Origin of the sequence: Streptococcus nasisuis (genome assembly GCF_040836615.1) — a bacterium.
GTDB lineage: Bacteria > Bacillota > Bacilli > Lactobacillales > Streptococcaceae > Streptococcus > Streptococcus suis_V.
This window is the reverse complement of record NZ_CP162268.1, coordinates 868,238-893,659: the sequence shown is the minus strand read 5'-3', so window position 1 is coordinate 893,659 and position 25,422 is coordinate 868,238. Positions and strand designations below refer to the sequence as shown.

Here is a 25,422-nt window from a genome sequence, read left to right as displayed (position 1 = left end):
TTATTCCTTATAAGCAAATTTGGTTAGGATGAGGCTGGTAAATACCAGTGTGTGAAAGGCTTTGTTTTTCCTCAATCCATATGTTTTCAATATTCGGTAGCGTTCTGGCATAGGCTTATCCATTATAGTCACAAAGGCCTCGACCAGATTTCTATCGGTTGGCGCCAAGGGCAGAGCCAGCAGATGACTTGCTTGCTTTTGACTATTGTGAATCAAGTCCCAGTAAACGGAGAAAAGTACATGGGGCCGAATCCATTTTTTGAATCGCTTGGACAAGGTTCTAGCTCCCAAGACATTTTCAGCATGCTGCCGGTACAATTCCGTAGGCTGGTTGATGTAGACTAATTTTCCAAAAGCTGTGGCCAGCAAGGCTAGATACCAGTCGTGCATGAGAATGTCGTCTGTCACCGTCCACAGTTCAGCCAAAGCTTGGTTAATCATGCTAGTTCCGCCTGTCACTGTATTTTCAGTCAATTCTTGAACCAGCTCGGTATTGGCATGATGAGACTGGCTGCGAATCATACTTTCATTCATGACCTGCAAGTCTTGATTAACAACTTTTAAGTCTGTGTAAACCATGAGCGGTTGATCGGCTGGATAGGCTTGAGCCGCCTCCAAAGTCACCTGTAATTTATCTGGTAACCAGACATCATCCTGATCACTGAAAAAATACACATCAGCCCTCTGGTATTGCACCAAGGCGTGAAAACTTGTGATGACGCCTAGATTTTCGGTGCTGTCGGGATTGATGAAGTGAATTCGGTTATCCTGCTGGGCGAAATCAGCGATAATTTCGCGTGTCCTGTCCTTAGAACCATCGTCTCGTATCAAGAGCGTCCAGTCCGTAAAAGTCTGCGCCTGAATAGAGCGGATTTGCTCTGCTAAAAACTCCTGACCATTGTAGGTCGACATGAGTATGTTAACGTTCATGTAAAAATAATTCCTCATATTGTTGGACAATTTTCTCCCAAGTATAGTCCTTTCGCATGTGCTCTTTAGCAATCTGCCCTAGCTCGACTGCCTCTTCTTGTCCATCAATTTGATCGATTAGTTGAGCTAGATTTCCACTTTCCTTGGTCCAATAGCGAGCGCCATTTTGTGCGACTTTGCGATTGAAATCCACACCTAAAACAAGATTTTCATTCGTTTGAGCTAGCGCCTCTAAAAGACTTGGATTGGTTCCACCCACTTCATGCCCATGAATATAAGCGCGACATTCCTGCCGCAGATACTTGAGTAAATCCTGATCATAGACCGTCCCGATGAACTTGATTCGCGCATCTCTCTCAAAGCCCGTTTCTTCCTTTAGCTTTTGGAAATAGGCAGAGCCTTCATGATTGGCTACGATAACCAAATCACGCTGGGTGCTCGACTTCATGAACTCCTTGATAGCTGTCGCGTAATTATTTTCAGGAACAAAACGCCCAATAATCAAATAATAATCCTTTTCGCGGATGGACCAGTTGGCAAAAGCCTGCCGTACTTGCTCTGATTGGCTAGTCAGACTGGTCTGACTCAAATCAGTCCCGTAAGCGATAAATGTGGTCTTAGTCCCCGGATAGGCTGATTGAATATAGTCCTCTATGCCTTCATTATCTGCAATGATGAGATTGGCCTGCTTGGCCATCGCTTTCTCAGCATGTTTCAGATAAGCCTGTACAGGTTTGGGCCATTTGGCACGTTTCCATTCTAAACCATCAGGATTGACATATAAAACACCGCCAACATCCTTAATTTTCTTGGCAAAAGGAGTTATGAAACCACCTATGGTATTTCCCAAAATATAGAAAATCGGGGACTGCATCTGCTGGTCCTTGACCAGGCGCAGAGCGTAGGAAATGGCCATCATGTCATAGGCGATAACGCGGGCCGGACCTAATTTAGGAGGATTGATGGTAAAGCAATCCGCCCCCAAATAAGTCGAATGTTCCTGATGGCTGGTATCGGACAAACAAGCCACATGGTATTGTATATTTTTTGATCTTTGGTGACTGACCAGTTGCTGGACGAAGGTCTCAAAGCCACCATACTTTGCAGGCAAGCCACGGCTGCCTATAATAAAAACGTGTTGCATAACCCTCTCCATTTAACTGCAGTTCTTTCTATTATAGCATTTTTTCAGGTAATCCGCTATTTTGACATTAGGCAACACAGAAAAAGCCATCAAAAACGATGACTTATCCTACGGGTAAAATCCTTAGTTATCAAACTTATTCAATCCATATCTTTGAATCAAGGACAGCAATTTTTCTCCATATTTTGGGTCTGTTGCATAGCCTGATTTTTGCAAAGCAGCAATTGCCGTTTGATAATCTTTAGCCTGGGTATAGGCTCTGTAATTTTGTGTTCTCCAAGGTGATGATGTAAAGAATTTACTGTAATCTTGGATACTTTCTGATACGGTGTTATAGGCTCTAAAATGTGCCGTTTCTTGGACTGCTTTTCCATTACGGAACTCTGTCGTTTGTTTTGATACCGTCTTACCTTTCCAAGAGGCGTCTGCCTTGATTCCAAAAAGGTTTTTCCCTTGGGTAGCCAATTGAGATGTGCCCCATGCTGACTCAAGAATAGCCTGGGCCATTACCACACTCGGAACTAGACCCGTGGTTTTAGCAGCTGATACAAGGCTATTGATAAATAATTGTTGATTTTTTGATGTCTGAACAAGAGTGTCATTAGATGACTGACGGAGATTTGTGCCTTGTTCAGAAACAACTACTTTCCCCCAACTGCACCATACCATTCATTGATTCCTTGCGCTAAAGCTTTTGCCAATCGAACATGATAAGAATCTTGTTTGATTTTTTGAAGCTCTGTTGGGTTATCCATGAAGCCCATCTCAACAAGAACAGCAGGAATTGCTGTCTCGCGAAGTACAGCAAATGTATTTCGTTTGACACCTCGGTTTACCGCACCAGTCTCGCGAACCAGGTTGGCTTGAACCTTATTAGCAAGAACCTGACTCTCTGCTAATCGTGTTGGATCGTTATGCTTGGCTTGATTGATTTTTGGTTGGTACTCAGGATAAGCTTGATACCAGTAGGTCTCAATACCACTTGCATTAGTAATTCCCGCACCAGTGGCATTGAAGTGCAAGCTAACAAACAAGTCCGCATTACTTTGATTTGCACGGCGAGAACGTTCTGTAACAAAGTCAACATAAGCATCACCTGTACGCGACATCAAAACGTTGTATCCCATTTGCAATAGATTATTTTTCAACTTGTTTGCAACTGACATAACAAGATTTTTCTCATATACTCCGCCATAAGACGCCCCTGAATCTCGACCACCATGACCTGGATCAATAAAGATTGTCTTTGAGCGAGCAGTCGTTGTCGTTTGAGGAGTTGTTATTACAGGTGTCGTTGCAGGCGTAGAAGGTTGGGACGGTTTGGCTGGTTGCGATGCTTGCGAGGTCGTTGATTTGACATCATGTTTGGTAGTTAGAAGTGTGTCTAGCTTTCTAGTTTGGCTATTCTGTCCGTAGACAATCATATTGTAGGTACCAGTGTCGTTTTTATGGTCCTTAGTCGCTACTGCAAAGGTATATTGACCATTTGACTGACGGCTAGCACGGTAGACCTTCATATCATCCTGACCACCATTAACTGACCATACCGGAACTACAACACTGGAAACTGTTGATGGAACATTAGAAAGTGCCACGTTGAAACCTGTTGATGTATTGGTAACACTAGCCGACACCTTACCTGCGATAACGGTTGCTTTTGGCGTTTCGGCCGGCTTGGCTACTGCCGGTGTAGTTGCCGGTTTAGAAATTTCTGCTGGTTTGGCTACTGTTGGTGTAGAGACCGGTTTAGAAGCTTCGGCTGGTTTAGATACGGCTGGAGCAGTCGATGATTGACTGGTAGCTGAATAGTTATGACTGCCACTGAGGAGTGTATCCAGCTTTCTTGTTTGGCTATTCTGTCCGTAGACAATCATATTGTAGGTACCAGTGTCGTTTTTATGTTCCTTAGTCGCTACTGCAAAAGTGTATTGACCGTTTGACTGACGGTTAGCACGGTAGACCTTCATATCATCCTGACCACCGTTAGCTGACCAAACTGGAACTACAACACTGGAAACTGTTGATGGAACATTAGAAAGTGCCACGTTGAAACCTGTTGCTGTATTGGTAACACTTGCCGATACCTTACCTGCGACAACAGTTGCTTTTGGCGTTTCGGCCGGCTTGGCTACTGCCGGTGTAGTTGCCGGTTTAGAAGTTTTGGCTGGTTTGGCTACTGTTGGTGTAGAGACCGGTTTAGAAGCTTCGGCTGGTTTAGATACGGCTGGAGCAGTCGATGATTGACTGGTAGCTGAATAGCTATGACTGCCACTGAGGAGTGTATCCAGCTTCCTAGTCTGAACATTTTGTCCGTAAACAATCATATTGTAAGTGCCAGTGTCGTTTTTATGGTCCTTAGTCGCTACTGCAAAGGTATATTGACCGTTTGACTGACGGTTAGCACGGTAGACCTTCATATCATCCTGACCACCATTAGCTGACCAAACTGGAACTACAACACTGGAAACTGTTGATGGAACATTAGAAAGTGCCACGTTGAAACCTGTTGCTGAATTGGTAACACTAGCCGATACCTTACCTGCGATAACGGTTGCTTTTGGCGTTTCGGCCGGCTTGGGTACTGCCGGTGTAGTTGCCGGTTTAGAAGTTTCGGCTGGTTTTGGCGCTGGGGTCGTTGCTGGCAGACCTGCATGTTTCTTATAATAGTCAGAAATTCCTTTGACAATTCCATCAACCAATTTTTCCTGATAAGCTGCGGACGAGATTTTTGCTGACTCTGCACTATTGGACATATAGCCCAACTCTAGCAAGACCGCGGGAGCAGTCGTCTCACGCAAGACCTGGAAAGTTCTCCGCATCACTCCACCGTTTCGAGCACCAGTATTGGTAATTAGATTAGATTGGATGCTGTTTGCCAAACTTGCACTCAAATTTATGCGCTGAGCATCATTGTGATACTGGCTATTGATTCGCGCAGGATACTCTGGAAAATACTGATAATAGTAAGTCTCAATTCCATTAGCAGAAGGAGACGTCGAAGCATTAAAATGAATACTTACAAAAATATCTGAAGAAGTTCGATTGGCTTTTTCAGAACGCGGCAATAAACCAACAGAGCTATCTGCCGTTCGAGTCAATTCCACTCGGAAACCTTGCGCTTCAAGCTTTGATTTTACACGATTCTGAATCTGTAGGTTCAAATCCTTTTCATTTTTACCAAAATAAACGGCACCGGGATCACTACCACCATGTCCTGCATCTAAGTAGACAACTTTATTGAAGACATTGTACTGCCCTTGAGATGCTGAACCACCGGATACTGATGTCCTAGATGCAGATGGCTGAACAGGGGTATTTACGGGCGTTGTCGGCGCAACCGTTCCTACAGAAACATAGCGTCGATTTCCACCATAAGAAATGTAGCTTAACCATTTATGCTGGTCCGCAGTTACCACACTGTCATAGTTAACCGTTTGCCCCTTTTCATAGCGTGCCAAATCTGGACTTGAAATCTTTGGCTCACTCTTGACACCTGTAGCCTGAGTAAAGACATAACTACCTGAAGGTGCTACATTTGGGGCTACTGGTTCTGTTGATGCTACAGCTGGCGTCGTTTGGCTTGCTTGATTTGAAACAGCTTGGGTGCTCCCTGACTGTGGCATCGATCTCAAAGAGGTCGTTCCTGTCGTGTCAGTTGGTTGAGTCACTGCTTCCGCTGTCGCTTCTGTAGTTACCGTAGTTTCTGTGGCAGCAATAGGATCAACTGAAGGAGCTGTCGCTACCGTTGATGTTGAAGGCGTAATCACTGGACTAACATCTGACGAAACCGGCACTTCCTCAGCAGATGCTGTTTGAGCGGCCATAAAGGACACGGTTGCCAATAAAACAGAAGCAGCACCAAATGAATACTTCCGAATCGAAAAACATTGTTTTTGATCAAATTTCATATAAATCTCCTATGTGTACAAACATATCTTTCAACAATCACAAGCTAAATCTGGTCCCAAAACGTCCATATCAATTCGACACCACATTTTGTTGTGAGCACAAAAACTTCTGCCAACATTCTACCATATATAGGAAAAACTTGCAATGATAAACAACTATTCTGTAACTATTATTTCGTTTAAACATTCTACTACAAAATTTACTGCCTACAGAACCTCAGTTTGGTAAAGGGCTAATTTTTACATAAAAAATAGCCTGAATACAGGCTATCCACTCCCTACAATTCCTCAGCTATCTTATTAATTTTCCGCAGGCGGTGATTGACACCACTCTTGGTAATCGGGTTTGTCAAGCTATCCGCCAATTGCTGGATAGAATAGTCAGGATGCTGGATGCGGAGCTGGGCCACTTCCTGCAAATCTCCAGGCAACTGGTCCAGTCCAATAGTCTCCATAATCTTACTGATATTGTTAATGGTTTTCATGCTGGCAGTGACTGTCTTGGCAATATTGGCCGCCTCGGCATTGGTCGCACGATTGAGATCGTTTCTGGCCTCGCGCAGGAGCTTGACATTTTCAAACTCGGTCTTTGCCTCTTCTGCCCCAATGACTAGGAGGAAATCCATGATATCCTCGGCTCGTTGCAGATAGGTAATGGTCCCTTTTTTTCGTTCAATCACCTTGGCATCCAGCAGAAATTTCTGCATCAAGTCCGCCAAGTCATGGGCATGGTCGCTGTAGACCGAGGCAATTTCCAGCTGGTACTTGCCTTTTTCAGGGTCCTTGACAGAGCCCGCCGCCAAAAAGGCACCACGCAGATAGGCCTGGCTCCAGGAATCATTTTCCAATACCAGCGGTGAAATCCCCGTCTCCAAGCCGAAAAAGCTATCTGCCAGATAGAGGTCGTTGAGAATATCATTGACCCCGTCTTCGATATGAACAGAATAAATCCTATTCTTTCTAAGGTTTTGCCGTTGGTGGTGACGGATTTCCGCCTTAATCTGGTAAAAGGTCTGGAGCATTTCATAGACATGCCGAGCAATCTTGGCATTTTCAGTCGTAATGGACAGGGTCAAGCCTGATGATGCCAGACCTAGACTACCTGCCAGCTTGATCATGGCCGACAACTCTGACTTATTTTGGCTGGGCTGAATCAGCAATTCTTCCTTGACTTGTATCGTAAAACTCATGACCGCACCTGCAATATACTGAGTAATTCTTCTACTACAAGGTCCCCATCGTGAAAAGCTCCGCCATTTTCCAAACGAAGAAAATTCGACGAAATCACGCGCCGCGCCTGGTCCTGAAGCCCTGTAAAATCGTGCTTGACCTGGACCAGATACTCGTCAAACTGGTGGGTATCCATGTAGTCCTGCGGCACAGGCTCGATGTTGACCAGGACGGTGTCAATAAAACGACAGGCCAGATGGGCATTGAGGACCGCAGCGTGGTCAGCATCTGAGAAGAACTCCGTCTCCCCGCGCTGGGTCATGATGTTGCAGACATAGACCACCTCCGCCTTGGTCTCCTTGAGAGCTTGTCCAATCTCGGGAATCATCAGGTTAGGTAGTATAGAGGTGTAGAGGGAGCCAGGTCCCAGCACCACCAAATCGCTGTCCATAATGGCATCCACTACCTGCGGGCTGGCTGTTGGGGTTTGATCATTGTAGATATTGGTGACAAATACATGCCCAATCATGCCTGGATGCTTGGAAATTTTACTTTCACCGACCACCTCAGTCCCGTCAGTAAAGACGGCATGGAGGGTCAGCGGATGCTCACTGGAAGGGTAGATTTTCCCTGTCGTATGGAAAAAGCGGGTCAAGAGCCGCATGGCATTGTAGGTCGATCCCTGCATCTCAGAAATCCCAGCGATGATGAGATTGCCCAGCGGATGCCCTGCCAAGGGACCGTCGCTAGCATCAAATCGGTACTGGAAAATCTGCTCATAGAGCTTGGGCATATCCGACATAGCCAGGAGGACATTGCGCAAATCACCCGGCGGTGTAACCTGGAGGGCATGGCGAATCTCACCAGACGAGCCTCCGTCATCTGCCACCGTCACGATAGCTGTAATGTCCGCATCCTTGTTGCGCAGGCTTTTGAGAATCACAGGAATCCCCGTTCCTCCTCCGATAACCGTAATCTTTGGCTTTCTCATGACCGATTGACCGTCTCTTTCCGCTTGTCTTTGTCCCGATGACTCAGGTTGACAAGCCAGTTTTTCTCTAGGTCTTCTGCTAGGCGTTTGGCAAAGGCTACGCTGCGGTGTTGACCGCCCGTGCATCCGACGGCTATGGTCAGAACTGATTTACCTTCCTTCTGGTAACCTGGCAGAATTGGCTCGATCAAGCTTATCAAATGGCCGTAGAACTCTTCGGATTCCTGGTGGTCCATAACGTAATCGTAAACCGGCTGGTCCATCCCTGTCAGATTGCGCAGCTCGGGATTGTAATATGGATTTGGCAAGAAACGCACGTCAAAGACCAGGTCCGCATCCAGAGGTAGGCCATACTTAAATCCGAAGGATAGGACTTCCACCCTGAAAGACGGCTGATTGTCCTGGCTAGCGAATTGCTCAGAGATGGCCATACGTAGGTTTCTCGGTGTCAAATCCGAGGTATCAATCACATTCTGACTCATATTTTTCAAGGGAGCTAGAAGTTCGCGTTCTAGATTGATACCGTCAAGAACTCGGCCATCTGCAGCCAGAGGGTGAGAACGGCGGGTCTCCTTATAGCGGGCCACCAATTCACTATCCGTGGCATCCAGGAAGAGAATCTTGAAGTCCAGGTCTTCTGCGGTTTCCAGGTCATCTAGAACTTCACGGATTTCCGCAAAGAAGGACCGGCTCCGCATGTCGACAACCAGGGCAATCTTGTTATTGTCCTTGCTGGCATGGATCAGCTCGATAAATTTCGGCAATAGGGTCGGTGGCATATTGTCAATGGTAAAGTAGCCCAGGTCCTCAAAGGACTGGATAGCGACTGTCTTACCGGCTCCCGACATCCCGGTCACGATAACTAGTTGGAGTTTATCTGCCATGGCTAGACCTCCTTTTTCTGATTTATTCAACAACGGCGATGACTTCGATTTCAACCTTCACATCACGTGGCAGGCGAGCAACTTCTACAGCTGAGCGGGCTGGAAAATCGGATGAGAAGGCTGTTTTATAGACCTCATTAAAAACTACAAAATCATTCATATCCTTGAGGAAACAAGTCGTTTTGACAACGTGGTCAAAGTCTGTTCCAGCTTCTGCTAGGATGGCTGCAATATTTTTCAAGACTTGATCGGTCTGTTCTTGAATGGTCTCACCAACCACTTCACCCGTTTCTGGTGAAAGGGGGACTTGGCCTGATGCGAAGAGCAGATTGCCTACGACCTTACCCTGAACGTACGGGCCGATAGCTGCTGGTGCTTTGTCTGTGTGAATAGTTTTCATAGTATATCTCCTTTGGTTTTCTAAATCTATTATAGCATAGGTTGCTAGGATTGAGGTAGTTTTGGGAATTCTTTCCATGGACAATCCCTGAGATTTTATGTAACAAAAAAGGCTGGACATGGATTCCAACCTTATCTAGAGCTTCTCATTTTTTCTATTAACATCTCAATACAGCATGATATCATGTTTCCAGTGGCTTGATAAAATACAGAGCTAGGTTATCGTCGTTGTAAGCAGAAGCTCCAATTGCCATAGGGCTGCCCTCATACCAAACACCAGTCCTATCCGGAATAAATCCGTTTTGCACATAAAGTTTCTGAGCCTTGCCACAATGAGCATTCAGACCAACACCTATCCCTATCTGGGATGTAAAATCGGATACAAGTTAGCAGATAGCATCCAATAATCTGTAGCCACTTCCCTGACCCTGAAAATGTTCAAAGACATTAAAATCGACAATTTCAGGAATACCTGTCTGAGAAAATCGCCCCTTCTTGGGACATTTGACAAGAGTAATATAGCCCAGACAGGCCTGCTCATTTTCAGCTACCAAGACCTGGGCTCGCCTTCTTCCTGCTCCGTCAAATAACTTTCCAGGATTGCCTTCCGCGACGGCCAGCCCTGCTCTAAAAAAGCCTAATCTAGCTTCTCAATATGACAAGCCTCTAAATGAACCATTCTAATCATGTCACGCTCCTCTGTATAGATAAACACAAGACATCTTTAAGTAAAATGATAGGTGTAACTAAATCTCTCTAGAAAAATCACTGTCTAGTTCCCGATAGGGTTGGATATTTTGAACATATTCTAAGACGCCTTGAAATTGGTCTTCTTGGTCACGAACCGCCTTGTAAACGACATAAACAAAGGTTTCTTCATCCTTTTTGAACCACATAGTCACTTCATTTTTCTGTCCACTGCGCAGGAGTTCAAAGATTTTTTTGACCTTGTCAACAATTTTCGGTGGATGACAGAGTTCGACATTGCGTCCGATTTGACTAGGTGTCCGCTTGAAAATCATTTCCTCAACTGGATGGCTATCATTGTAATATTGGAAAATGTCATCCTTGTTCACGAAGGTTAATTCCAATGGTAAATGATTAAGGATGAGATTCGCTTGTTCAAGAGTCAAATATCCATTGCCAAAAGGCTGTGGACTAGCAGGGTCCAGAACTGATGGGGTCGGTTCTTTTGGTGTGAAGGAGATAGTAAACTGTCCCTCTGGCGTATCAATCACCCGGACATTGGGATCACTTGCCTGCGGTGCAGATGATGCGTCCTTCTGCTCTGCTATTTCTCCAAAAGAAACCCGATGGGGAACCCATTTTGCTGTAGGTTTCACAATTGCATAGCCATAAGCATCACTTTCAGCGGCAATCTGCAACCAATCATCTTGTGTAAAAGTCTCCAGCAAAATCATTAGCAAAATCGCTTCTTCCTTGAAAATCATCTCTTCAAACTCAGTGGCGAAACTTTCAAAAGTTTGACGAACAGTTTCTATATCTCCATCTGGCAAGGTATCTAAAGCCTTGCGGGCTTCCTTAAAGAGCAGACGAATATCATCATCTACGCCCCACATAACCTTGGGTGGCGCATCATGACCGTAGCGCTCCATGATTGGAAAGAAGAGTTTTTCCTTGCGCGTATAATGATGGTCAAACTGACCTAACAATTTATATTGACGTTGCAAACCTTGGAGAAGTTGGTCGCGCACTTCTTCCTCCTCCACTTGCTCATACTTCTCTAAAATCCGGCGAATGCGCAATAAAGCTCCACGAAGTGCAAGATTTTCTTGTTTAAAGACATAAACAGGATGACCTTCTTGATCCATGTCTGCCACTTGGACATCCGATATAGCTCCCTTGAAAAGATTGGCATGAACATTACATAAGCCCATAACATCTTCGAAGGTAATCCCCGTATCGCTGGACATGAGTTCGTGTTCCATCATCGAAATCTCCAGCGCTGACACACCTGTAAAATGCTGATTAAATTGTTCCTGAACGGACTCCGCGCTAGCTCCGTTATGCAGGTCCAAGAGGATATTTTTTAAAATATCAATTCGCTGTTCACTCATCATTGCCTCCTACTACCTGATACCCATTCCACTCTAAGGTTTGTTGGATTTGTTTCAACGAAATCTTGGTCATTTTAGAACCCATTTTCAGACTGGTCACCTTTCCAACTGTGTGAAGCATGGCAGGATTGGCCAGTGGGGAAAAACCAAGCTCAATCAGCAAATCTTTAACCTCCGGATATGCTTTAATCACTTCCGCTACAGGTGCATTTAAATCAATTAAATTATCCATTCTTATCTCCCTCTGTTAGTCTATAGGTAAAGCCAGCTGTCTGCATGGAAAAGCCATATTGCTTATAGAATTGGTGCGCTCCAGAACGTTGGTCAGTCAATCCAGAATTCAAGGCTAAGGCCCGACAGCCTTCTGCCCTAGCAAAATCCGAAACCGCATCTAATAACTTGGTCGCAAGTCCCTTTCGACGATGCTCAGACGATACAACCAAGGCAAGGATGCGACAATAAGCGCCGTCTGCTTCAAAGAAATACATTTTGTGAAAGCCAACAAATCCAAGGACTTGATGATTTTCCTCAACTACCAATAAATGGTAATCTGCTTGTTGCAGCAAATGCCTCCATCTAGTCTGCAAACTCCGCTCGTCTGTCGGATAACCCAAGTCTGCCATTAGCTGTACGCAAGGAGTAATATCCTTGTCTTTAAAGGCTCTAATCACGCTCTATACCTCCGATGCGCCTAGGCAAAAAGCTTAGGTTCGTTTTCTTTAGTTTGTGTCAACATCACAGCGCAGTGGTTGATTGACAGTTTCGTTCGCGTTTTACGCTCCGAACCAGGTGGGCAGACGAACTATTTATAAATTTGTCAAGTTCTTGTCCACTCCCCTTATTTCTAATTTATCAAAAACGTTTTGAAGCAATCAAAGTTCGCTCTATCCAACCCCAAAAAGAGCTATCCCCAGCCCTTTTGAGCCATACAGGCTCGGGGGGCGAATTGTTTCATTCCCGATCCCCTCTCAAGGCCTCAAACTTGGCTTTCATGGTTGGATTGTTACGGGTTAGCTTTTTGACGGTGACGTCATCCAGTTTATTATTAGCCAGTCGGAGCTGATTTTCACTGGTAGTCAGGGCTGCCTTGACCGCCTCCATTCGCTTGATGGCTTTGTCAATTTCATCAATAGCCTTTTGGAAATTGGTACTGGCTGACTGGTAGTTCTTGGCAAAGGCTGTTTTGAAGGTCGCCAAATCTTCTTCAAAATGGGTAATGTCGATATGCTGTTCTCTGACTAAAGCCAGCTCCTGCTTGTACTTCAAACTGTTGAGCGCCGCATTGCGTAAAAGTCCTATCAACTGTATAAAGAACTGAGGGCGAACCACATACATTTTCTCGTACTTGTGGCTGACATCAACAATCCCCGTATTGTAGTAATCGTTATCCGCCTCTAGCATGGTCACTAGCACCGCATATTCACAGTTCTTCTCACGACGATCCTTGTCCAATTCCTTGAAAAAGTCCTCATTCTTATGCTTTTTAACCGTGTCATCCGCCTCATTTTTCATCTCAAACATGATGGAAATGATTTCGACACCATTTTCATCCGTCTCGCGATAGATGTAGTCGCCCTTGGACCCACGCGCCGACACTTGATTATCTTTTTCAAAATAAGCATTAGGAAAGGCTAACTGTCGAACCTTATTGAACTCCGACTCAGCATACAATTCCAAACTTTCACCGATAGCCTTGGTCGATTGCTGGGCCTTGAAGTTCTTATAGAACTCCACCTGCTCGCTAGCCGCCTTGAGCTGAACCTCATACTCCTGCCGAGTTGTCGCCAGCGCCAATTCCTGCTTTTGCTCCTGCAAAACCAAGGCATTCTGGGCCGCATCCCGCTCCTTCTCAACCTGAGCCACTGCCTGCTGCAACTCCAAATCCTTGGACAGACCCACTTGCTCCAATTTTGCCTTTAGCTCTTGGATTTCTTGGTCTTTTTGGGAAATAGCAGAGCTAATTTCATGTTCCGTCTGACTAGACAGTTTGTCCAGCTGAGCCTGAAGTGCCAGCAGCTCCTTATCCTTTTGAGCAATAGCAGAGCTGACCTCATGTTCCGTCTGACTAGACACCTGCTCAACCTTAGCTGTCAGTTCTAAAATAGCCTTATCCTTGTCAGCCAATTTAGCCTGCAAGTCATTTTCAGCCTTCTGAGCCAGCAACTCTGTCTCACGCGCCAAACGATCATGAACTTCCTTATCAAACTCCACACCACGAACCTGAGCCAAAAGCTGGCTGTATTCTGTTTCATTAACTTGAAAAGCCGTCCCACAATGCGGGCAAGTAATATTGTGCATGATTTTCTCCTAAATCTGTTCTTGAACAAAGTGCGACCACTTTTCTTGCAAGGGTTTCTGTTCTGGCACTTCAGCCCCCTCAAGCAAGGCTTGAATACATTCATGCTGGACCAGCCAACCGGTCATATCTTTTTCAGCCGTCGCAAATTCATTGCCAAAATCCTTAGGGATGATTTCCTCAAAGGCAATGTGACTCCCACCTTCTTGCTCTGTCAGAATAAAACCAACCCGAGCAGTATCCCAAGTATAGACAATCTCATGCGGTTCGCGATAGGCCAACAAGTCCATCTCCTCACGGAAATCCTCCATTTCAAAGACCAACTTTTGTCCTTCAATATGGAGTTCTGGAAACCATTTGGCAAAACCAGCGTCTGTAGCCAGTAAATCCCATGCTTCTGTCAAAGATGCAGAAACGGAGTATGCCACATTTAATTGATAGTGTGTAGAGGTTGTAGTAATTGAAATTTTCATATGTCTAGTATAGCAAAAAATCTCTAAAAAATGAAAAAACACCAGCAAAGCCAGTGTCTAACTGTTCCTTTCCCTCACTGAGACTAGGATACGTCTCGCAAGAGGATTGACAATAAAATAACTTAAGGGAAGTGATAGAATAATATTTCTCAAAAAGCGGAAACCATAAATCGGTAGATGAAAGGGAAGATGACTCATATACATGCCAAATACTCCCATAATTAACCCCATTGCAACAGACCGAAAACTAATCATAGCAAAGGAAGTATGCTTTTCAGAAGGCAATTTCGGTCCGATGAAATTGATCCATCTGATGGCTAAAGGATTGACAAATTGCGATGCTATAAAGGCAACAACCACTCCCAACAAATAAGATGGTATCAAAATAGTTAATTGCAAGCGACCTGCCCACCATAAATTATAAACAGTCATTACAAATCCCATCATCATCGACATTAACATGCCAAAAAACAAGCGTTCCTTTCGATTTTGAGGCATAAGCTACTCCTCCTATACAGCTTCGTTAGTTATAGTATAACACAAATCACTAATTATCGGTATTTATTGATAAGAAAAGCCTGAATCGCTCCAGACTTATTACTCAAAGAATTTATAGTAATCTTCCAATTGCATTTCCGCTTTTTGCTGGCGATTGAGGTCTTGGATAATTTGACCATCCTTCATGACAATCAAGCGATTGCCAAAGTTAAGGGCATCCTCCATCTGGTGAGTAACCATAAGGGCAGTCAGCTCCTGGTCGGCAATCAGGCTATCCGTCAAATTCATGAGGGACTGGCTGGTCTTTGGATCAAGGGCCGCCGTGTGTTCATCCAAGAGCAACAGCTCTGGCTTGACGATAGAGGCCATTAAGAGGCTGAGGGCCTGACGCTGGCCACCCGATAATAAACCAGCTGGAGTGGCGATATGCTTTTCCAGACCATTGCCAATTTTTTCTAGGGTCGCCTCAAACTCTTCCAAATGCTGGGGAAGTTGCCGAGGAACCAACCCACGACCTTGGCCACGGTACTTGGCAATCAAAAGATTTTCCGCCACAGTCATCCGAGGTGCCGTTCCCATCTTGGGATCCTGAAAGACCCGGGACAGGTACTTGGCCCGCTTTTCCGCTGGCCACTTGGTCACATCCTCGCCCAAGATAGACACTGTTCCACTGGTTAAGGGCAGGGTACCTGCTATGACATTGAAGAGGGTGGACTTACCAGCACCATTGCCACCGAGAATAGTGATAAAATCCCCTTGATAGATAGTCAGATTAACATCCTTTAGAATCACGCGCTCCTGGTCCAGGCCATTGTTGACCACCACACGCGCATTTTTTAGTTCAACGATTGCATTCATTTGGTCAAGCTGGCTCCTTTCAGGATGTTATTTTTGATTTCAGGGACCATGAGACAGACTGCCAAGATGAGGGCTGAGAAAATGCGGAGGTAGCTGGTATTGATTCCCAGGGAAATCACACCCAAAATCAAGAACTGGTAGAAAATCGCTCCCACCACAATGGTGATAAAACGCTCTGCCATTGTCACATTATCAAACAAAACCTCACCGATGATGAGACTGGCCATGCCGACCACGATGACACCGATACCACGCGAAACGTCCGCGTAACCCTCCTGCTGGGCGATGAGGGCACCAGCAAGGGCGATGACCCCATTGGAGAGGATCAGACCCATAAGCTCCATACGGCTGGTATGAATGCCAAAACTGCGCGCCATGTCGGGATTGTCACCCGTAGCGATAAAGGCCTGACCCAGGCGGGTATTTAGGAAGAATAGCAGAGCAGAGATGACAGCCACAACTGCCACCAGGCCTAGTATCAATCCATTTGTCTCCCTTTCAAAAGGCAGGAGGTCCTGCAAACTCTTGATATTGAGCAAGCCCAGATTGGCCCGCCCCATGATGAAGAGCATAATGGAATGGCAGGAAGACATAACCAGAATCCCTGACAAGAGGGTTGGAATTCTCCCCTTGGTATACAGGAGACCGGTCACAAGCCCTGCCAAACAGCCTGCCGAAACAGCAGCTAAGGTCGCCAGAATCGGGTGGACACCCTGAGTAAGTAAGGTCACAACCACTGCTCCGCCCAAGGGAAAGGAACCCTCTGTCGTCATATCTGGAAAGTTCAAAATACGGAAGGTCATGAAGATACCAAGACCAAGAATGGCCCAAAGCAGGGCCTGGGAAATGGTGGAAAGGATCATAATTCTCTCTAAAATTTCGTTTATTTAATCACGCGGCTTGCTTTTTCAACAATCTCCGCTGGAAGGGTAAGGCCAAGTTCATCAGCTACTTTTTGGTTGACGACAACGGTACCTTGGTTAAAGACTTCAACTGGTGTGTCAGCTGTTTTGGCACCGTCAAGAACCTTGGCAGCCATTTTACCAGTAGCAACACCTAGGTCAAATTGGCTGAGGGTTACAGATGCGATACCGCCACCTTCGACCATATCCTCTACAGAAGTGTAGATTGGTTTTTTAGACTTGTTGGCTGCAGAAATGACTGTTGAGAAAGCCGATGCAATGGTATTGTCAACTGGTGTGAAGAAGGCGTCTACCTTGGTTGAGGCAACTTCTACTGTTGAGGCAATTTCGTTTGAAGAAGGAACTGCATACTCGATAACTTCATAGCCTGCTGCCTCAGCTGCCGCCTTAAATTCAGCAACTTGGGCCTTTGAGTTGTCCTCGTTTGATGAGAAGAGAGCACCGATTGTTTTTGCCTCTGGGGTGATTTGTTTAATCAAGTCAATAGTATCTGCTACTGGTGTTTGGTCAGAAACGCCAGTGATATTGCCACCAGGATTTTTCAAATCAGCAACCAAGTTGGCACCGACCGGATCGGTTACAGCTCCCATGATGATTGGCAGATCGCTAGTCGCATTAGCCAAGCCTTGGGCTGCTGGTGTCGCAATACCAATCAGCAATTCGTTGCCATTATCGACCAATTTTTTACTCATGGTTTGCACTTTAGATTGGTCGCCTTCAGCGTTCATAAAGTCGATTTGTATATTGGCATCCTTATCGTAGCCGCCTTCTTTGAGACCAGCTTCGATCCCTTTGTAAATTTCATCCAAGGAAGCGTGGGTCACATATTGGAGAACTCCGATTTTAACGGTTTGAGATTCCGTCCCAGTCTCTGTTGTGGTCTCTTGTTTATTCTGATTTGAAATCACTACAGCCACAATAATCGCAAAAAATGCAATCAACACACCCATTAATTTTTTATTTTTCATCATAAACCTCTTTCTTATTAAAACAATTGTATCTATTTCGTCAATTCAAGATCTGTAAGCTACGCCATCGTTTCATCATAATGTAATCTCCTTTGTATAGAAAAAGCCCACGCATACTAAAATCGTATGCGAGGGCGTCAATGACACGGTGCCACCTCACTTATGGGAATGTCTAGAATCCTCCCATATCTCATCTCCTCAAACAAGGAGTTGCACTGTAAGGTGTGCGGACCGAACTATCATTGTTTTAAGTTCATTTACGTGACTGTTTTGCCTGAGTACTTTGTTAGCTCTCCTTGCTATACCGCCAGTATAAGCTGCATCGACCTGCCTCGTACTCAGCCAAAACAGTCTACGCAAAGTATTTATGCCAAACAATCGTTTGTGCACCTAAGTCTGAAGACAGACAATTCTGCACATCAGCCCATTTCATAAAACTCCGCCACCCGTTCTCAGTACCACAGGCTCCCTGAAGACTTCTGCTTTACTACTTCTTCTGATTACAGATGATTATACGGTATCAAAATCACTTTGTCAATACTTTTGACGTAATTTTCTGAAAATTTTTCTACCTAGTCTGCCCTACATCAAAAAGTCACTGATTTATGATATACTAGACAGAGTTAGACCAGTTAGAAAGAGGAAAACCATGTCTTTTGACGGATTTTTTTTACATCACATGACGGCTGAATTAAAGGCCAATTTAGAAGGCGGGCGGATTCAAAAAATCAACCAGCCCTTTGAACAGGAGATTGTCCTCAACATCCGAAGCAACCGTCAGAGCCATAAATTGCTCTTGTCTTCACATTCCGTTTTTGCCCGTGTCCAGCTTACTCAAACAGAATTTACAAATCCTAAGGTACCTAATACCTTTACCATGATTCTGAGGAAGTATTTACAAGGTGCGGTTATCGAGGAAATAAAACAGCTAGAAAACGACCGCATTTTAGAATTTTCGGTGTCCAACAAGGACGAGATTGGCGACCATATCCAAGCAACCTTAATTGTGGAAATCATGGGCAAGCACAGCAATATCATCTTGGTGGATAAGTCTGAACAACGGATTATCGAAGCTATTAAGCACGTAGGTTTCTCGCAAAATTCCTACCGAACTATCTTGCCTGGTTCCACCTACATTCGACCACCGGAGACGCATTCTTTCAATCCTTATACGGTGTCTGACGAGAAATTGTTTGAAATCTTATCGACTCAGGAACTGAGTCCTAAAAATCTCCAACGGGTCTTTCAAGGTTTGGGGAGAGATACGGCTTCTGAACTGGCCAATCATTTGCAGACAGACCGCCTGAAGAACTTTCGTGCCTTTTTTGACCATGCCACACATCCTAGCCTGACAGACAAGTCCTATGCTGCTCTGCCATTTGCCAATGGCCCTGAAAATCAGCCACACTTTGAAAGCCTGAGCAGTCTGCTGGACTTCTACTATCAGGACAAGGCGGAGCGGGATCGGGTGGCCCAACAGGCCAATGAGCTGATCAAGCGGGTAGCCAGTGAGTTGGAGAAAAATCGCAAGAAACTGGTCAAGCAGGAGCAGGAATTGGCGGATACGGAGACGGCGGAGTTGGTGCGGCAAAAGGGCGAGCTCCTGACCACCTATCTGCATCAGGTACCCAACGACCAGCCGAGCGTGAGGTTAGACAACTACTATACGGGCCAGGAGCTGGAGATTGAGTTGGATGTGGCTTTGACTCCTAGCCAGAATGCCCAGCGCTACTTCAAGAAGTACCAGAAACTCAAGGAGGCGGTCAAGCATCTGACCAGCTTGATTGGGGAAACCAAGGCGACCATTGTCTATCTGGAGTCCGTTGACACCATGCTGGGACAGGCGAGTCTGGCAGAAATCGATGAAATCCGTGAGGAATTGATTGAAACAGGCTACCTCAAACGTCGCCACCGTGAGAAAATCCATAAGCGTCAGAAACCTGAACGATACTTGGCAACGGACGGGAAGACCATTATTCTGGTAGGAAAAAATAACCTGCAAAATGATGAGTTGACCTTCAAAATGGCAAAGAAAGGCGAACTCTGGTTCCATGCCAAAGACATTCCAGGCAGTCATGTGGTTATCACAGATAACTTGGACCCAAGTGACGAAGTCAAGACAGATGCTGCTGAATTGGCTGCCTACTTCTCCAAGGCAAGGCATTCTAACTTGGTTCAAGTCGATATGATTGAAGCTAAGAAACTGCATAAGCCAACAGGTGGCAAGCCTGGTTTTGTGACCTACCGCGGTCAGAAAACCCTGCGCGTGACACCGACAGAAGAGAAAATAAAAAGCATGAAAATCTGATGATTTTCATGCTTTTTAAAACCTGTGTTCACAAGTAAAGTATATTTAGAAAAGAGATAGTTTTTTACAAATCAAGGCTGTTGTTTGATGCAATACTGACTGTATTTCGAGAAAAACGAACGCTGAGTGGCAGAAAACTAGCCTTAGCTAAAGATGCTGAGCTGCGAATACAGGTTTTATTTTATTTCGGAAACTTCACCTTCATCACAGTTCCCTGACCTAACTGGCTTTGGACGTGGATGGTAGCGCCATGAACTTGAAGGGCGTGTTTGACAATGGAGAGACCGAGACCGGTACCGCCCACTTGTTTGGAACGGCTCTTGTCGGCCCGATAAAAGCGCTCAAACATGCGTTCCTGGTCTATCGGTGAGATGCCCAGACCAGTGTCTTCTACGACCAGGCTAATAGCCTCATCTGTCTGACTGAGGCTAACATGGACCTGTCCATGCTCGGTATTGTATTTAATGGCATTGTCACACAGATTAAAAATAATAGACTGGAGCAGGACAGGATTTCCATGATAGGAAATCTGGGGACCCGTAAAGCTCAAAGCGATATTTTTCTGCACCGCCTTGTCTTCCAGACCAGCCAAAACCTGCTGGACCAGGTCAGTCAATTGCACATCCTCTTTTCGGATATGTCTACCTTCATCCAACTGGGCCAATTGGAGAATATCCTCTACCAGTTGAATCATGCGCTGGGATTCCTGGTGAATCTTCTCGGCAAAGACGACAACATCATCTGGCGAGGCAATACGCGACTGCAGGATTTCAGAATAGCCAGATAGAATGTGGAGCGGTGTCCGCAATTCGTGGGAAACCGTCGCAGTAAACTCCCTCCGCAATTTTTCCAGATAATACTGCTCGGTCACATCGAAAAAGAGAAGAACGGCCCCTGATTGCTGCTCCGACCAAATCGGACGTCCGATGACCTTGTATTGGTGGTCCTGCAATTCGACAATGGTCTCTGTTTTCTGACCATCCAGTAACTCCGTCAGCAAGTCCTTCAAGGCCGATTGGCGCTGAAAAATAGCAATGGGTCTGGAGAGGGCTGACTCTTCCAATTCTAAAAGATTACGAGCCGCCTCATTGTAGATGACTAACCGGCCCTGGTCATCAACGATGACTAACCCCTCCTTCATCTTAGAAATGATAGTATCAAATTCATCCTGTTTCTGCCGCAGGAGACTCTCTTTTTCAGCCAATTGAGACTGGTGAAAATCCAGTCGCTTGAGCAGGGGATGCAATTCCTTATAAACATCATTTTTCAAGGGTCGCTCTAAGTCAATGGTTTCCAAAGGCCGGAGTAATTTTTGAGCCGTGTATTTGGCAAGGACGTAGGAAGTCAGAAGCGACACAAACCCCAAGACGGCAAACCAGGGAAACATCCGCTGCATCAAATCAAAGACCGTACTGTGGGAAACTGAAAGACGGACGATACTGGCGTCTTGCAAGAGCCGTGCCGAGTAAATGAGGGTTTCAGACAGGGTACTAGAATACCTGACCCGCTGGCCGATTCCATTTTTTTTAGCCTGAATAACTTCTTCACGCTGGCTGTGATTGTCCATTTGTGAGGCATCATTTTCGGAGTCATAGATGACACTGCCATCAGGAGCTATCCAGGTAAAACGGTATTCACCAGGAGCAATGTGCTGCAGATAGTCTATACCTTCATTTTCAACCGCCTCTGCCACCAACTGGGTTTCTTGAACTAAATGATCGACCAGTTGACCGTTAAAATAATTATAAAGGTAGACCTGGACAGTGAGGATAGTCAGCAGAAAGACCCCCATAGCTGTCATAAATACTGCTTGAAAAATCCGTTTAGTCATGGTCTTGCTCCAAGAGATAGCCTACTCCACGTACTGTTTTGACCAGGTGACCGGCTTGGCCCAATTTCTGGCGCAGGGTTCCCACATGGACATCGACCGTCTGCGTCTCGCCCATAAAATCTTGTCCCCAGACCTTGTCCAAGAGTTCCTGACGGGTAAAGACTTTTTGAGGCGACCGCATGAAGAGGTGCAGTAATTCAAATTCTTTCAAGGTCAATTCAACCTTACTGTCTTGGACATAGACCTTGTGACTGGCTAGATTGATACGAATCGTGGCAAAGGCCAGCTCTTGCTCCTCCTGCTTTTGAGTCCTGCGCAAAACAGCCTTGATACGGGAAATCATTTCCATCATACCAAAGGGCTTGACCAGGTAATCATCAGCCCCCATGTCCAAACTCTGAACCTTGTCAATCTCAGTCCCCTTGGCCGTTGCCATAATGACGGGTATAGCCAGCCACCTGGTCTGCCTACGCAGGTCCTGGAGGACTGAAATTCCGTCCTGGCCTGGCATCATAACATCCAAGACCACTAAATCAGGACTTGCTTCCTCCAATCCTTCCCAAAAACTAGCAGCCTCTGGAAAACCCTTAGCCTCAAAACCAGCAGTCTTGAGGCTATAGATCATCAATTCACGAATGGCATCATCATCTTCTACACAGTAGATCATTTTCTTACCCTTCTAATTGACCCGTGATAGAAAATTGTACCCACTTGGCAATATTGACGGCGTGGTCACCGATGCGCTCCAGGTACTTGGCAATCATCAAGAGATCAATGGCCTGGTCACCATTTGCAGAGTGGCTCCCGATATATGTGGCCAGTTTTTCTTTTATTGTACCAAAATATTGGTCAACTGTATCGTCTTTTGCAACGACTTGGCTGGCCAAATCGTGACTTTCTTTGATAAAGGCATCCAGGGCCCCCACCACCATCTGACTGACCTGCTCTGCCATTTTCTTAACCAAAGGAATCTCTTCCACCAGGTCAATGGGATTGTTGCGAATCAGGTCCGCCACTTCAGAGGATTGGGCGCCGATTCGCTTCATGTCATAGACCATTTTAAGGGCGGATGAAATGGTGCGCAGGTCCCGAGCAACTGGTTGCTGGCGCAGGAGCAATTTGAGGCAACGGGCTTCGATATCCCGCTCTAGCTCCTCAATCTTCTGGTAGGTCTGCTGAATTTTTTCGTAGTTCAACTGCTCTGGCCCATTGAGACCGTCGGCAGAGCCTGCGATAATCTCCTCACAGAGACCGCCCATGTAGACCATGTCCTTTTGCAATTCTTCTAATTGGCTTTCAAAACGTGAACGCATTAACCAAACCTCCCTGTGATATAGTCTTCCGTACGTGGATCTTTTGGCATACTAAAGAGACTGCTTGTCTTGTCAAATTCAACGACCTCACCCAAGAGGAAAAAGGCAGTCCGGTCAGACACCCGCAAGGCCTGTTGCATATTGTGGGTGACCATGACAATAGTATAGTCCTTCTTCAATTCCAGGACCAATTCTTCTATCTTGGCGGTTGAAATCGGGTCGAGGGCTGACGTCGGCTCGTCCATCAAGAGAACTTCCGGCTCGATAGCCAGGGCACGGGCAATACAGAGACGCTGCTGCTGACCGCCCGACAAGCCCAGAGCAGACTTATTGAGGCGATCCTTGACCTCATCCCAGATAGCTGCCTGACGAAGAGAACGCTCGACAATCTTATCCAGTTCCAGCTTATTATGAATGCCGTGGGTACGAGGTCCGTAGGCTACATTATCATAAATGCTCATTGGAAAAGGGTTTGGTTTTTGAAAAACCATTCCGACCTTCTTACGGAGGACTGTCGTCTTCATCTCCGCATAAATATCTTCTTGGTCCAGCAGAACTTTGCCCGTTAAACGGCAGTTCTTGACCAAATCATTCATACGGTTCAGACTTTTTAAGAGGGTTGATTTCCCGCAACCAGAAGGCCCAATAAAGGCTGTAATCTGATTGCCTGGAATTTCTAAATTGATATTCTTCAAAGCCTGAAAATCCCCGTAGAAGAGATCCAGACCTTGGATACTTAGTTTACTCATTTCTATTTCTTCCTAATTTTTCTGCAATCCATTCGGACAAGAGGTTCATGACAATGACCAGAATCAAGAGAATGACAGCTGTTGCGTAGGTCTGATTGACATAAATACCTTCACCCGAAATCAAATACATGTGGACAGCCAGGGTCCTACCTGAGCTGGTGAGATTGGTCGCCACTTCTGCTACTGTCCCTGCTGTGAAGATCAAGGCTGCTGACTCACCGATAACCCGGCCCAGGGCCAATACGACACCTGAAAAAATTCCCGGTAAGGCAGAGGGCAGAACCACCTGAAATATGGTCCGCAATTTACCAGCGCCAAGGGCAAAACTTCCTTCCCGATAGCCATCTTCAACGGACAAGAGAGCCTCCTCGGTTGTTCGCATAATCAAGGGCAGAATCATGATACTAAGGGTCATAGCCCCTGCAATGATTGACAGGCCCAAGCCAAGGAATTTGACAAAGAAGAGGGCGCCAAACAAACCATAGATGATAGACGGAATCCCTGATAGTGTCTCCGTTGCCAAGCGAACAATGGTCACTAGGGGATTGTCCGGCTGGGCATACTCTGTTAGGTAGATAGAGGCACCAATCCCGATTGGCAAGGCAATCAAAAGGGCCAGAAGAGCCATCAAAACAGTGTTGAGAAGGGCTGGTAGCATGGACACGTTGGTAGAATTGTAGGTCCATGAAAAGAGATCCAGATTGAGATAGGGCAAGCCCTTGATCAAAATATAGAGAACGATAAAGCTGGTTACAAGGCCTGCCAGACCAGCCGCTAGAAATACCAGCCACCTCAAGATAAGAGAGGTCCGGTCAGTCGAAGCTTGGTGTTTTACTAATGACATCCTAGGCCTCCTTCTTATTCATGCTATAGAAGAGCAAGTTAATGAGTAATATAAAGACAAAGAGCACAACTGCAGTTCCAATCAGGGCCTCACGGTGGAGATCTGTTGAATAACCCATTTCCATAACGATGTTGGTCGTCAGTGTCCGTACTCCCGAGGTCAAGGAACTTGGTATCAAGGCCTGGTTACCAGCCACCATGATAACTGCCATGGTTTCTCCCATTGCACGACCAAGACCCAGAATAACACTGGCCATAATCCCCCGCCTTGCTGCTGGTAGGATAATAAAGAAGATAGACCGTTCATGGGAGGCTCCCAGGGCCAAGCCACCCTGATAATAGGTTTCTGGAACCGCACGTAGGGCTGCCTCAGAGACACTGATAATAGTCGGCAAAATCATGATTCCCAACAAAATGGATGCTGTCAAAACCCCCATCCCGTGACCACCGACATTGCTACGGATAAAAGGCACCAAGACCACTAAACCAAAGAAACCATAAACAACTGAGGGAATTCCCGCCATGAGACTGACCGCACGCTTGAAAATTGGATACCATTTTTCTGAACAGAAGAAGGCCAGAAAGACAGCTGTCAGAATACCAATTGGTACACCGAGCACCAGGGCACCAAAGGTCACATAGACGGAGCCCACAATCATCGGCAAGATACCGAAAAGTTGATTAGACGGTCGCCAATCTAAGCCAAACAGGAAATTTCCCCAACCGATTTCTTGGATGGCTGGCAAACCAGCTGAAAATAGAAAGATACAAATAAATACTACGGATAAAACGGAAATGCAGGCAGCCAGAAAAAAGACTGCTTGCATGCCGGTTTCTCGGAACTGACGCATAAACTCC

The 25,422-nt window shown here is 45.8% G+C and carries 25 protein-coding genes; 1 reads left to right on the top strand and 24 read right to left on the bottom strand.

The features are described from left to right. The 18 genes from AB1F57_RS04540 to trpX all read right to left on the bottom strand — a co-directional run bounded on the left by AB1F57_RS04540 (position 1) and on the right by trpX (position 17,520). Positions 1-930 (bottom strand): glycosyltransferase family 2 protein, encoded by a 930-nt coding sequence (locus AB1F57_RS04540; RefSeq protein ID WP_167785669.1) that lies wholly within the window; start codon positions 928-930, stop codon positions 1-3. Continuing rightward, positions 920-2,074 (bottom strand): beta 1-4 rhamnosyltransferase Cps2T, encoded by a 1,155-nt coding sequence (cps2T, locus tag AB1F57_RS04535; RefSeq protein WP_367986160.1) that lies wholly within the window; start codon positions 2,072-2,074, stop codon positions 920-922. The genes AB1F57_RS04540 and cps2T overlap by 11 nt, the downstream gene beginning before the upstream one ends. Positions 2,075-2,197: 123 nt before the next feature. Beyond that, the gene (locus AB1F57_RS04530; RefSeq protein WP_367986159.1) at positions 2,198-2,743 is read right to left on the bottom strand and encodes a glycoside hydrolase family 73 protein; all 546 of its coding nucleotides are present in this window, start codon (positions 2,741-2,743) and stop codon (positions 2,198-2,200) included. Next, positions 2,716-5,982 (bottom strand): N-acetylmuramoyl-L-alanine amidase, encoded by a 3,267-nt coding sequence (locus AB1F57_RS04525; RefSeq protein WP_367986158.1) that lies wholly within the window; start codon positions 5,980-5,982, stop codon positions 2,716-2,718. Before AB1F57_RS04525 ends, AB1F57_RS04530 begins: the two co-directional genes overlap by 28 nt. 278 nt (positions 5,983-6,260) lie before the next feature. Beyond that, positions 6,261-7,172, bottom strand: coding sequence for a DNA-binding protein WhiA (gene whiA / locus AB1F57_RS04520; protein WP_105138242.1), 912 nt, complete (start codon positions 7,170-7,172; stop codon positions 6,261-6,263). After that, entirely contained in the window at positions 7,169-8,143 is a 975-nt protein-coding gene (locus AB1F57_RS04515; RefSeq protein ID WP_367986157.1) for a YvcK family protein, read from the bottom strand. Before AB1F57_RS04515 ends, whiA begins: the two co-directional genes overlap by 4 nt. Beyond that, the gene (rapZ, locus tag AB1F57_RS04510) at positions 8,140-9,027 is read right to left on the bottom strand and encodes an RNase adapter RapZ (protein ID WP_367986156.1); all 888 of its coding nucleotides are present in this window, start codon (positions 9,025-9,027) and stop codon (positions 8,140-8,142) included. The genes AB1F57_RS04515 and rapZ overlap by 4 nt, the downstream gene beginning before the upstream one ends. A gap of 22 nt (positions 9,028-9,049) precedes the next feature. After that, positions 9,050-9,427 (bottom strand): RidA family protein, encoded by a 378-nt coding sequence (locus AB1F57_RS04505; RefSeq protein WP_167785672.1) that lies wholly within the window; start codon positions 9,425-9,427, stop codon positions 9,050-9,052. A 385-nt stretch (positions 9,428-9,812) separates the two neighbouring features. Further along, a complete protein-coding gene (locus tag AB1F57_RS04500; RefSeq protein ID WP_367986155.1) occupies positions 9,813-9,980 on the bottom strand; it encodes a GNAT family N-acetyltransferase in 168 nt (55 codons plus the stop codon). A 192-nt stretch (positions 9,981-10,172) separates the two neighbouring features. Further along, positions 10,173-11,504 (bottom strand): DUF438 domain-containing protein, encoded by a 1,332-nt coding sequence (locus AB1F57_RS04495; RefSeq protein WP_367986154.1) that lies wholly within the window; start codon positions 11,502-11,504, stop codon positions 10,173-10,175. After that, positions 11,497-11,736, bottom strand: coding sequence for a DUF1858 domain-containing protein (locus AB1F57_RS04490; RefSeq protein WP_105138247.1), 240 nt, complete (start codon positions 11,734-11,736; stop codon positions 11,497-11,499). Before AB1F57_RS04490 ends, AB1F57_RS04495 begins: the two co-directional genes overlap by 8 nt. Next, entirely contained in the window at positions 11,729-12,175 is a 447-nt protein-coding gene (locus tag AB1F57_RS04485) for an N-acetyltransferase family protein (RefSeq protein ID WP_367986153.1), read from the bottom strand. The genes AB1F57_RS04490 and AB1F57_RS04485 overlap by 8 nt, the downstream gene beginning before the upstream one ends. Before the next feature lie 280 nt (positions 12,176-12,455). After that, positions 12,456-13,802: a DUF2130 domain-containing protein gene (locus AB1F57_RS04480; RefSeq protein ID WP_367986152.1), complete on the bottom strand. Its 1,347-nt coding sequence runs from the start codon at positions 13,800-13,802 to the stop codon at positions 12,456-12,458. Positions 13,803-13,811: 9 nt separating this feature from the next. After that, positions 13,812-14,273 carry an ATPase gene (locus tag AB1F57_RS04475; protein WP_367986150.1) on the bottom strand — a complete coding sequence of 154 codons (462 nt, stop codon included), beginning with the start codon at positions 14,271-14,273 and terminating at the stop codon, positions 13,812-13,814. 57 nt (positions 14,274-14,330) lie between these two features. After that, positions 14,331-14,771, bottom strand: a complete 441-nt coding sequence (locus AB1F57_RS04470) for a hypothetical protein (protein ID WP_167785675.1) — start codon at positions 14,769-14,771, stop codon at positions 14,331-14,333. 99 nt (positions 14,772-14,870) lie between these two features. Beyond that, on the bottom strand, positions 14,871-15,629 hold the full coding sequence (locus tag AB1F57_RS04465) for an ABC transporter ATP-binding protein (RefSeq protein ID WP_125265804.1): 759 nt from the start codon (positions 15,627-15,629) through the stop codon (positions 14,871-14,873). Further along, the gene (locus AB1F57_RS04460; RefSeq protein WP_367986149.1) at positions 15,626-16,492 is read right to left on the bottom strand and encodes an ABC transporter permease; all 867 of its coding nucleotides are present in this window, start codon (positions 16,490-16,492) and stop codon (positions 15,626-15,628) included. Before AB1F57_RS04460 ends, AB1F57_RS04465 begins: the two co-directional genes overlap by 4 nt. 20 nt (positions 16,493-16,512) lie before the next feature. Beyond that, positions 16,513-17,520 carry a tryptophan ABC transporter substrate-binding protein gene (gene trpX / locus AB1F57_RS04455; RefSeq protein ID WP_367986147.1) on the bottom strand — a complete coding sequence of 336 codons (1,008 nt, stop codon included), beginning with the start codon at positions 17,518-17,520 and terminating at the stop codon, positions 16,513-16,515. 649 nt (positions 17,521-18,169) lie between these two features. On the opposite strand from trpX, the gene AB1F57_RS04450 reads away from it, so the two are divergent. Beyond that, positions 18,170-19,828: an NFACT family protein gene (locus tag AB1F57_RS04450; protein ID WP_367986145.1), complete on the top strand. Its 1,659-nt coding sequence runs from the start codon at positions 18,170-18,172 to the stop codon at positions 19,826-19,828. Positions 19,829-20,009: 181 nt separating this feature from the next. On the opposite strand, the gene AB1F57_RS04445 is transcribed toward AB1F57_RS04450, so the two are convergent. The 6 genes from AB1F57_RS04445 to pstC are packed head-to-tail and all read right to left on the bottom strand — an operon-like array spanning position 20,010 to position 25,415. Then, positions 20,010-21,659, bottom strand: coding sequence for an ATP-binding protein (locus AB1F57_RS04445; RefSeq protein ID WP_367986144.1), 1,650 nt, complete (start codon positions 21,657-21,659; stop codon positions 20,010-20,012). Beyond that, positions 21,652-22,326: a winged helix-turn-helix domain-containing protein gene (locus AB1F57_RS04440; RefSeq protein WP_367986143.1), complete on the bottom strand. Its 675-nt coding sequence runs from the start codon at positions 22,324-22,326 to the stop codon at positions 21,652-21,654. Before AB1F57_RS04440 ends, AB1F57_RS04445 begins: the two co-directional genes overlap by 8 nt. A gap of 4 nt (positions 22,327-22,330) precedes the next feature. Beyond that, positions 22,331-22,972, bottom strand: coding sequence for a phosphate signaling complex protein PhoU (gene phoU / locus AB1F57_RS04435; protein WP_367986142.1), 642 nt, complete (start codon positions 22,970-22,972; stop codon positions 22,331-22,333). Beyond that, on the bottom strand, positions 22,972-23,721 hold the full coding sequence (pstB, locus tag AB1F57_RS04430; RefSeq protein ID WP_105138260.1) for a phosphate ABC transporter ATP-binding protein PstB: 750 nt from the start codon (positions 23,719-23,721) through the stop codon (positions 22,972-22,974). Before pstB ends, phoU begins: the two co-directional genes overlap by 1 nt. Next, entirely contained in the window at positions 23,714-24,565 is an 852-nt protein-coding gene (pstA, locus tag AB1F57_RS04425) for a phosphate ABC transporter permease PstA (protein WP_367986141.1), read from the bottom strand. The genes pstB and pstA overlap by 8 nt, the downstream gene beginning before the upstream one ends. Before the next feature lies 1 nt (position 24,566). Further along, the gene (gene pstC, locus AB1F57_RS04420) at positions 24,567-25,415 is read right to left on the bottom strand and encodes a phosphate ABC transporter permease subunit PstC (protein ID WP_167785682.1); all 849 of its coding nucleotides are present in this window, start codon (positions 25,413-25,415) and stop codon (positions 24,567-24,569) included. Between the last annotated feature and the right edge of the window lie 7 nt (positions 25,416-25,422).